An 8,984-nucleotide genomic window follows, 5' to 3' on the forward strand; every position below is an offset into this window, starting at 1 on the left:
AGGTTATGAAATCTCAATTTTGGGAATAAGCTACCCATTTTATGAAGAAGAATTTCCTCATCACGTTGAACATTATAGAAATATGTATAAATCGGAATAAAAACGAACGCACAACAACGTGTATAGCTCATTGCGGCTGAATTCCTTATCGGAATTCATTGCAATTTGCTATCTTTCGGTTATGGCGGAAAATCATAGCTGATTTTCCGCAACGAGCCATACACAATTACGTTGTACACAATTTGAATGAACTCTAATTTCGAAAAAATAATATTAGATAATCAGGAGATTATTTGCCCTAATTCAAATCAATGGGAAATGATATTTGACTCTGAAAAAATTGATGGTAGAAAAGTTCCTTTAATTGACTTAATTAAAACGAAAGTGATACGGAATTCAAAATATTCGGAATTGAAAAGTTGTTTGACTTTTACATTTAACCAGATAATGTTTATAGAACTACTTGAAATTGATTCTGAATTAATTAGAGTATTTGTAGAAAGGGTTATCTGTGATAATTGCGGAAAAAGAGCACTTTTATCGGCAACACCAGGAGTTTCTGATTTATACATTGGATTGGAAAATAAAGAAAAAGCCAGAGAACGTGGGTATAAACATAAAAATCTGAATTGTAAGTTTTGTAATAGTATTTATGTCAGGCGATATACGATTTGGCAGAAGTATGAATAAAAAAACTGTGTACAACACCGTGTATAATTAATTGCGGATTGCTGGCTAAGCAAAGGAAAAATTCTCACATAATTCACTATCTTTAAAACTCGGAAAGATTTGCTGGCTCAGCCTTGCACTTTCTCTCCCGCGGAATTTTCGCCGTAAACGGCTCATCCGAGCGCAAAGCGCTTCGGCTGAAATTCCGCAACTAATCATACACAATTACGTTAGCAACAATAGTGCATTACCGAAAATAAAGCTGGTCAGGGAACTTTCTGAATAGACCTCAGCAATTCGGATTCTTCTAAAACTATTACTCTGAAAATTATGCTCATTTCTTAAACTAGGTTGCAACCTAAATGCGATTTGATTCGCTGTGTGTTTGAAAAAGTAGCGGATTCTTGGGCTTGTCAGCTAAATGGGTTTCTGTGCATTCTGATTCGGTTGCAATGCGGAATATTCCGCAGCTTTGTGGTTTGCCTATGACCTCTTCTGCCCTACAGTAGCTAACAACGTGTATAATCCATGCTCTACTCTAGCTTCAGTTTTAATTCTTATATTTAAACTTTAAAATCGTAACGACGGAAAATAACGATCATTTCCAATCGCACGATATCATACACAATTACGTTAGCAACAATAGTGCAATACCGAAAATAAAGCTGGTCAGGAAACTTTCTGAATAGACCTCAGCAATTCGGATTCTTCTAAAACTATTACTCTGAAAATGATATTCATTTCTTAAACTAGGCTGCAACCTAAATGCGATTTGATTCGCTGTGTGTTTGGAAAAGTAGCGGATTCTTGGGCTTGTCAGCCAAATTGTTTTCTGTGCATTCTGATTCGGTTGCAATGCGGAATATTCCGCAGCTTTGTGGTTTACCTGTGACCTCTTCTGCCCTACAGTAGCTAACAACGTGTATAATCCATGCTTTACACTAGCTTCAGTTTTAATTCTTATATTTAAAAAATGATTCGTGAAAACGGAAAATAACGATCGTTTCCAATCGCACGATATCATACACAATTACGTTATGCCACATAAGAAAAAACCTCAAATGAATATATGATATCTGAACTTTATGTAAATAATTATAGGTGTTTTTCAGAGCACACTGTTACTTTTAAAGCTACAACAATTATTGTAGGAAAAAACAATGCAGGGAAATCAACATTAATTGAAGCTCTAAGATTAGTAAGTCTCGTTGCAAATAGAATAAAAACAAGTTATTTTAAAAACCCTCCAAAGTGGACAAACCTGCACAAACTTAATTTAGGTATTTCTCCTTCTCTTGAAAGAATTGAATTTTCAAGCAGAAATGTAATTAATCAATATAATGACCCTCCCGCCATCATTCGAGCAAAATTTGAAAACAATGAGATTATAGAAATTAGGCTTAATGACAATGGTGAAATTTTCGCGTATGTAAAAAACGCGTTAGGTAAAGTTGTTAAATCAAGAAAAGAAGCTCGTGAGTTAGAAAGTACAAGTATAGAAATACTACCTCAAATTTCTCCCTTGCTTGAAGATGAAAAAGGACTAGAAGAATCATATGTAAAAACAAACGTTTACTCATCATTAACATCAAGACACTTTCGGAATCAACTTAGTTATTTCTATGAACATTTTAGGAAATTCAAAAAACTTTCAGAAAATACATGGGAAGGTTTAAGAATTGTTCAATTAACAAAAGCATCAAAAATTATAACTACCACAGATCCAACTTTACTCGTTCAAGAAGGAGGGTTTGTAACTGAAATTGGTTCAATGGGCCATGGTTTACAAATGTGGTTACAAACTATGTGGTTTATAGCGAGAACTTCAACTAAAAGTGCTATTGTACTAGATGAACCGGACGTTTATATGCATGCAGACCTTCAACGCAAACTAATAAGAACTCTAAGGCAAAGTCATAAACAAATAATAATTGCAACACATTCTTTAGAAATCATGGCAGAAGTTGATGCCGATAATATTCTAATAATAGATAGAAATAAAAGCAAGTCTCATTTTGCAACTGATATACCACAAATTCAGAAAATTATATATAATGATATAGGAAGTATACATAATTTAGAGCTTGCAAAACTTTGGTCTTCACGAAAGTTTTTAATGGTTGAAGGAGATGATATTTCAATATTAAAAAGAATACAAAATACACTGCTACCAAAAAGCATTTCGCCAATTGATAGTATTCCTAGTTCGGATATTGGAGGTTGGGGAGGCTGGAAATATGCCATTGGTTCTAAGTTTGTCTTAAAGAATTCAGGAGATATTCCAATAAAAATATATTGTCTTTTGGATTCAGATTATCACATTCCTCCTGATAAAGATTCTAGATTAAAAGAAGCAAAGAAAAATGGAATTAACTTACATATTTGGAATAAAAAAGAAATTGAAAACTATTTAATTGTTCCAGAAGCAATATTGAGAGTAATATTAAATAAAAAGTCTACTCTTAAAGGCAAAATTACATTAGATATATTAAATGAAACTATTAATGATATTAGTGAGTCTTTAAAAGATGAATTAATTGATGATTTTGCATCGGAAATTGGCAAATTTTTCAGAAGTACAAATAAAATAATTGACTTTACAAATAATGACAAAGAGCTAAATTATGAAACTAAAAACATGAATCGAGTTGCAAGAAACCATGTAAAACAAAATTGGAATAATAAACTAAATATCATACCTGGTAAAAAGTTACTAAAAGAATTAAACAAATGGCTTGCTGAACATCACAAAATTAATTTTGGAACAATTGAATTATCATCTGAATTAAGAAAAGAGGAAATTTGCAAGGAATTAAAAGCAGTAATAGAAGGTATTGATGAAATTAAAGACATTAATTACGTGGCATAACAACGTGTATAAAACATAGCTAGTACTTGCTAAACTGAAAGGTTTATGTCTATATGCAAAGATCACCAAATTTTTAAATTTGGCTTTTAAGATTGATAAGTTAAAAACAAAATATAAAAATTCGGCTCTGTGTTAATCCGAAAAACTAGCGTCTTTTTAGACGCTACGTTTCATACACAAGACCGTTAGCAACAATAGTGCAATACCGAAAATAAAGCTGGTCAGGAAACTTTCTGAATAGACCTCAGCACTTCGGATTCTTCTAAAACTATTACTCTGAAAACGATGTTCATTTCTTAAACTGGGTTGCAACCTAAATGCGATTTAATTCGTTATGTGTTTGGAAACGTAGCGGATTCTTGGGCTTGTCAGCTAAATGGGTTTCTGTGCATTCTGATTCGGTTGCAATGCGGAATATTCCGCAGCTTTGTGGTTTGCCTATGACCTCTTCTGCCCTACAGTAGCTAACAACGTGTATAATCCATGCTCTACTCTAGCTTCGATTTTAATTCTTATATTTAAACTTTAGAATCGTAACGAGTGAAAATAACGATCATTTCCAATCGCACGATATCATACACAATTACGTTGTAAACAATTTATGAAAAACATAGTACTAATATTATTAATTATTTCTTCAATCACTGTATTTGGACAAACACAAAATGATTTTGAATTGGTAATTCAGTTAGCTATTTTAGAATTCGAAAACGATGAAAGATATATAGATAATAAGTTTGACAACAAAACATTAATACGAAAGTTAAAGAATTCGGACTCGGAAAAAATTGTGATAAACGAAATTCAATTCAATAAAAAAAAAATCGAAACAAGCTCTACGAAAATTTGAAAATGAGAAAATATTAGATTCTTATTTCAAAAAAGAACGGAAAATAAATGAAAAGTTAAAAGTAAAAATCTCATCACCAATATTTTCCATAGATAATACAAAAGCAATAGTTTATGTGAGGCAAATGATCGGAGAATTAACTTCTAACACATCTTATTTAATTTTCGATAAGAAAAATGGAAAATGGGAATTAAAAGAAGTTAAGTTAAATATGAGTGTGCGTTGGTACTAAACAGTTTACAACACCGTGTATAATTCATTGCTCAGTTGGTTAAGACTAGGAAAAAATCTCACATAAATTACTATCTTTAAAACTCGGAAAGAATTGCTGGCTCAGCCTCGCACTTTTTTTTCCAGCGGAATTTTCGCCGTGAACGGCTCATCCAAGCGCAAAGCGCTTCGGCTGAAATTCCGTAACAAATCATACACAATTACGTTCTACGCAATTTGAAAAAACATCGTGATTAAAAGAAAATGAAACTAACAAACGACGAATTTGAGGCTTCTGCCTATATATTTGAAAAAGCCAATGGAAATAAAAAATCGGAATACGAAGAAAAAGTAATTGCCGAATCTGGATTAAACAATCTAAAACCAATTGAATTAGAAAATCAAATTATCAAAGGAATAGACAGCGGACTTTACTCGGATTCAAAAGAACGAATAAGTGCCTATTGGTCATTAAGTAAAATTCACAAAACCGAATTAATTCCGAACTTTAGAAAGTGGCTTAAAACTGAACTCGAAAACGGAAATTCAGATACAGTTTATCAGTTAATGATTGCATTAGGAAATTTAGAAGAACCTATATTTAATCTCGATAGAAATGGAAGTTCTGCTTTTAATGAAACAGAATTGAATTTGAGAGATGCAAGAGAATATTTAAATAAAAAACAGAAATAATATGGAACCGAGTCTTTTGACTTCAATTATCGGAATCGTAGTATTTGCAACAATTATATATTTAGGATTTAAGTATGCTAATGGAAAATGGAAAGTATCAGAATCCAAAAAAGCTGACTATCTGAATTGGACAGAAAAGCACGGAAAAAAAGTAAAAAAGGTAATAATTACAATATCAATCATTTACGGAATTTCGATGTTAATTCAAATTTCGAGTTTGATTTAGCGGAATAAAAACTGCGTAGAACAACGTGTATAATTCATTGCTCAGTTGGTTAAGACAAGAAAAAATTCTCACATAAATTACTATCTTTAAAACTCGGAAAGAATTGCTGGCTCAGCCTTGCGCTTCTTTTCCAGCGGAATTTTCGCCGTAAACGGCTCATCCGAGCGCAAAGCGCTTCGGCTGAAATTCCGCAACAAACCATACACAATTACGTTAGCAACAATAGTGCAATACCGAAAATAAAGCTGGTCAGGAAACTTTCTGAATAGACCTCAGCATTTCGGATTCTTCTAAAACTATTACTCTGAAAATGATATTCATTTCTTAAACTGGGTTGCAACCTAAATGCGACTGTGGTGGTTCTGTGTTTGGTGAATCAGCGGATTCTTGGGCTTGTCAGCCAAATTGGTTTCTGTGCATTCTGATTCGGTTGCAATGCGGAATATTCCGCAGCTTTGTGGTTTGCCTATGACCTCTTCTGCCCTACAGTAGCTAACAACGTGTATAATCCATGCTTTACTCAAGCTTCAGTTTTAATTCTTATATTTAAACTTTAGAATCGTAACGACTGAAAATAACGATCGTTTCCAGTCGCACGATATCATACACAATTACGTTAGCAACAATAGTGCATTTACCGAAAATTAAGCTGGTCAGGAAACTTTCTGAATAATTTGCAGCAATTCGGATTCTTCTAAAACCAATACTCTGAAATTGATGTTCATTTCTTAAACTGGGTTGCAACCTAAATGTGAATTTCTTAGTGTTTTATTTGGAAACGTAGCGGATTCTTGGGCTTGTCAGCCAAATTTGTGTGGTGCATTCTGATTCGGTTGCAATGCGGAATATTACGCAACTTTGTGATTTGCCTATGACCTCTTCTGCCCTACAGTAGCTAACAACGTGTATAATTAATCGCTATGTTGGTTAAGCAAAGGAAAAATTCCCACATAATTCACTATCTTTAAAACTAGGAAAGAATTGCTGGCTCAGCCTTGCGCTTCTTTTCCGGTGGAATTTTCGCCGTAAACGGCTCATCCAAGCGCAAAGCGCTTCGGCTGAAATTCCGCAACAAATCATACACAATTACGTTGTGCATAATGTCCAAAAACCCGTAATCTGAATTAAAAATTTGAGAAAAAAAGAAATATTTTGGCTGATTGGAACGACAATTATCATGTTGATTTTGAATACGCTGATTTTTGGAATTGACGGACTGAAATCTGACTCAACTTTAGACATAAATATTCACGATACTTATTTTGTTATTGCCAATTTTCACTTTATTCTCTTACTCGGAGTTTTAGTGTTTTTTGGAATTTACCTTGTCCGAACTTTACGTAGGAATTTTAAGAATCTGACTGCAAATCTGATTTTAATGATTTCTACGATACTGTTGATACTAATCCTGAACGGAATTAGTACAATTGTAGATAACTTAATCCAGCAAACTTCTGGTTGGACTATTTATCCACCATTAAGTGCTGAACAAGCAATAGAACAAATTGAAAAAGAAATTGAACAGAAGGAGAATAATTTCGGAATATTATCAAGTGTTCTTTTTTACACGCAAATAATACTGCTGATTTTATTAGCTTATTGCGGATTTAAAACTGGACTGAATTATAAACGAACTGAATAAAAACACTATGCACAACACCGTGTATAATTCATTGCTCAGTTTAGTTAAGACGAGGAAAAATTCTCACATAATTTACTATCTTTAAAACTCGGAAAGAATTCCTGGCTCAGCCTTGCGCTTCTTTTCCCGCGGAATTTTCGCCGTGAACGGCTCATCCAAGCGCAAAGCGCTTTGGCTGAAATTCCGCAACTAATCATACACAATTACGTTGTAGCACATTTAAGAAAAACGAAATGCAGAAATTAACAATCACCATTTTCCTTCTAATTTACAATCTGAATTTCGGACAAGAGAAAGTATATGAACTGATTTCAAAAACTGAAAACTCGGATATTAATTATAAAGCATTTAAAAAATTTGACGACTTCAAAATATATGAAAACGACGGACTGAAAAAAGCATTTGAACCAATAAAAGGAGATTTTAATGTTTACTTTTTTATTGCGGAATATAAAGGCGACTCATTTGACGGAACTCGAAAAACTTTTCACGATTATCTGATTTTAAAAGTTGACCCTAAAACGGAATTAATTGTTGACGGATTTCAATACACTCTTGAATGGGCAGAACCACCAGCGATTTCTGACTTATATAAAGTAGCTGATAAAAATCAAAAAATAAATAACGGAATCGATTTGAATTCACTAAAAATGGAACTGGTTGAACAAGAATACATAAGTGAATGGCGGAAAGAATTGAAAGATAACGGAATAATAAAACTGAAATAAAAAAACGTGCTACAACACCGTGTATAGCTCATTGCGGCTGAATTCCTAATCGAAATTCATTGCAATTTGCTATCTTTCGGTTAAGGCGGAAAATCATAGCTGATTTCCCGCAACGAGCCATACACAAACACGTTGCCCACAATTTGAGAAAATCGTAAATCAATGAAAATAAGTCTATTAATTGGAATTCTTTTTTTCTCAACTTTATTTGCGTGCGGACACAAAAATGATGACCGATTTGTTTTCTTTCTTCACAACCGATTTTTAGAAGAACACGAACTGAATGAATTGCATCCTGAATTTGGGCGGACTGAATACAACGAAATTATAGCTGAATTTAAAAAAAGTGGACTTAAAGTAATAAGCGAAAAACGGAGTGGAAATGTTAACGCAAGAGAATACGCAATCGGAATTGTATCCCAAATTGACAATTTAATAAAAAGCGGAACAGAACCGAAAAACATAACTGTGGTTGGAACTTCAAAAGGCGGATATATTGCTCAATACGTTTCGACTTTAGCAAATAATCATGATTTGAATTTCGTGTTTATTGCAAGTTTTAGGAATAGTGATATTCAAAATATACCTGAAATCAATTTTTGCGGAAATATTTTAACGATTTACGAAAAGTCTGACCCATTTGGAGTTTCTTCATTGGAACGAAAGAAAATATCGAACTGCGAAATAAAACACTTTAAAGAAATAGAACTGAATACAGGAATGGGACACGGATTTTTATTCAAACCTTTAAAAGAGTGGATTGAACCGTCAATAAAATGGGCGAATAGAAATTACGACGTGGAATAAAAACTGTGGGCAACACCGTGTATAATTAATTACGGTAAGTTGGCTAAGTAGACGATTTTTTCCTACAAATTACTATCTTAGTCTCAACGGAATAATTTGAGCCCAACAGCTTGCGTTTTTCCTACGGAACATCAGCCGCGCACGCAAGCTGTAAAACCGCAACAAATCATACACAATTACGTTGGCATAAATTTAAAACAATACATCTGAAATCAATATTTGGAATATTTACAAGTATCATTTTCTTATCCTTTTTTTCGGATTACGGAATAAAAACTTCTGATCTTAAA

Annotated in this window: 7 protein-coding genes; all 7 read left to right on the forward strand. The window is 33.2% G+C overall.

From position 1 onward, the window contains the following. Positions 1-246: 246 nt before the first annotated feature. The 7 genes from ACU8DI_RS14915 (at position 247) to ACU8DI_RS14945 (ending at position 8,694) form a co-directional block, all read left to right on the forward strand. Positions 247-690 carry a hypothetical protein gene (locus ACU8DI_RS14915; RefSeq protein WP_447113594.1) on the forward strand — a complete coding sequence of 148 codons (444 nt, stop codon included), beginning with the start codon at positions 247-249 and terminating at the stop codon, positions 688-690. 1,048 nt (positions 691-1,738) lie between these two features. Then, entirely contained in the window at positions 1,739-3,538 is a 1,800-nt protein-coding gene (locus ACU8DI_RS14920; protein ID WP_447113595.1) for an ATP-dependent nuclease, read from the forward strand. Positions 3,539-4,862: 1,324 nt separating this feature from the next. After that, positions 4,863-5,291: a hypothetical protein gene (locus tag ACU8DI_RS14925; protein ID WP_447113596.1), complete on the forward strand. Its 429-nt coding sequence runs from the start codon at positions 4,863-4,865 to the stop codon at positions 5,289-5,291. A gap of 1 nt (position 5,292) precedes the next feature. Further along, entirely contained in the window at positions 5,293-5,517 is a 225-nt protein-coding gene (locus ACU8DI_RS14930; RefSeq protein ID WP_447113597.1) for a hypothetical protein, read from the forward strand. Positions 5,518-6,649: 1,132 nt separating this feature from the next. Beyond that, positions 6,650-7,159 (forward strand): hypothetical protein, encoded by a 510-nt coding sequence (locus ACU8DI_RS14935; RefSeq protein ID WP_447113598.1) that lies wholly within the window; start codon positions 6,650-6,652, stop codon positions 7,157-7,159. A 233-nt stretch (positions 7,160-7,392) separates the two neighbouring features. Further along, complete coding sequence (locus ACU8DI_RS14940; RefSeq protein WP_447113599.1) at positions 7,393-7,887, forward strand: hypothetical protein; 495 nt, start codon at positions 7,393-7,395, stop codon at positions 7,885-7,887. Positions 7,888-8,049: 162 nt separating this feature from the next. Then, positions 8,050-8,694 carry an alpha/beta hydrolase gene (locus ACU8DI_RS14945; RefSeq protein WP_447113600.1) on the forward strand — a complete coding sequence of 215 codons (645 nt, stop codon included), beginning with the start codon at positions 8,050-8,052 and terminating at the stop codon, positions 8,692-8,694. Positions 8,695-8,984: the final 290 nt, after the last annotated feature.

Source organism: Psychroserpens sp. BH13MA-6 (genome assembly GCF_052983595.1).

Excerpts from the sequence above, each read along its gene's own strand:
- ACU8DI_RS14930 (WP_447113597.1), top strand. The coding sequence starts at position 5,293 with ATGGAACCGAGTCTTTTGACTTCAATTATCGGAATCGTAGTATTTGCA.
- ACU8DI_RS14925 (WP_447113596.1), top strand. The coding sequence starts at position 4,863 with ATGAAACTAACAAACGACGAATTTGAGGCTTCTGCCTATATATTTGAA.
- ACU8DI_RS14940 (WP_447113599.1), top strand. The coding sequence starts at position 7,393 with ATGCAGAAATTAACAATCACCATTTTCCTTCTAATTTACAATCTGAAT.
- ACU8DI_RS14945 (WP_447113600.1), top strand. The coding sequence starts at position 8,050 with ATGAAAATAAGTCTATTAATTGGAATTCTTTTTTTCTCAACTTTATTT.
- ACU8DI_RS14915 (WP_447113594.1), top strand. The coding sequence starts at position 247 with ATGAACTCTAATTTCGAAAAAATAATATTAGATAATCAGGAGATTATT.
- ACU8DI_RS14920 (WP_447113595.1), top strand. The coding sequence starts at position 1,739 with ATGATATCTGAACTTTATGTAAATAATTATAGGTGTTTTTCAGAGCAC.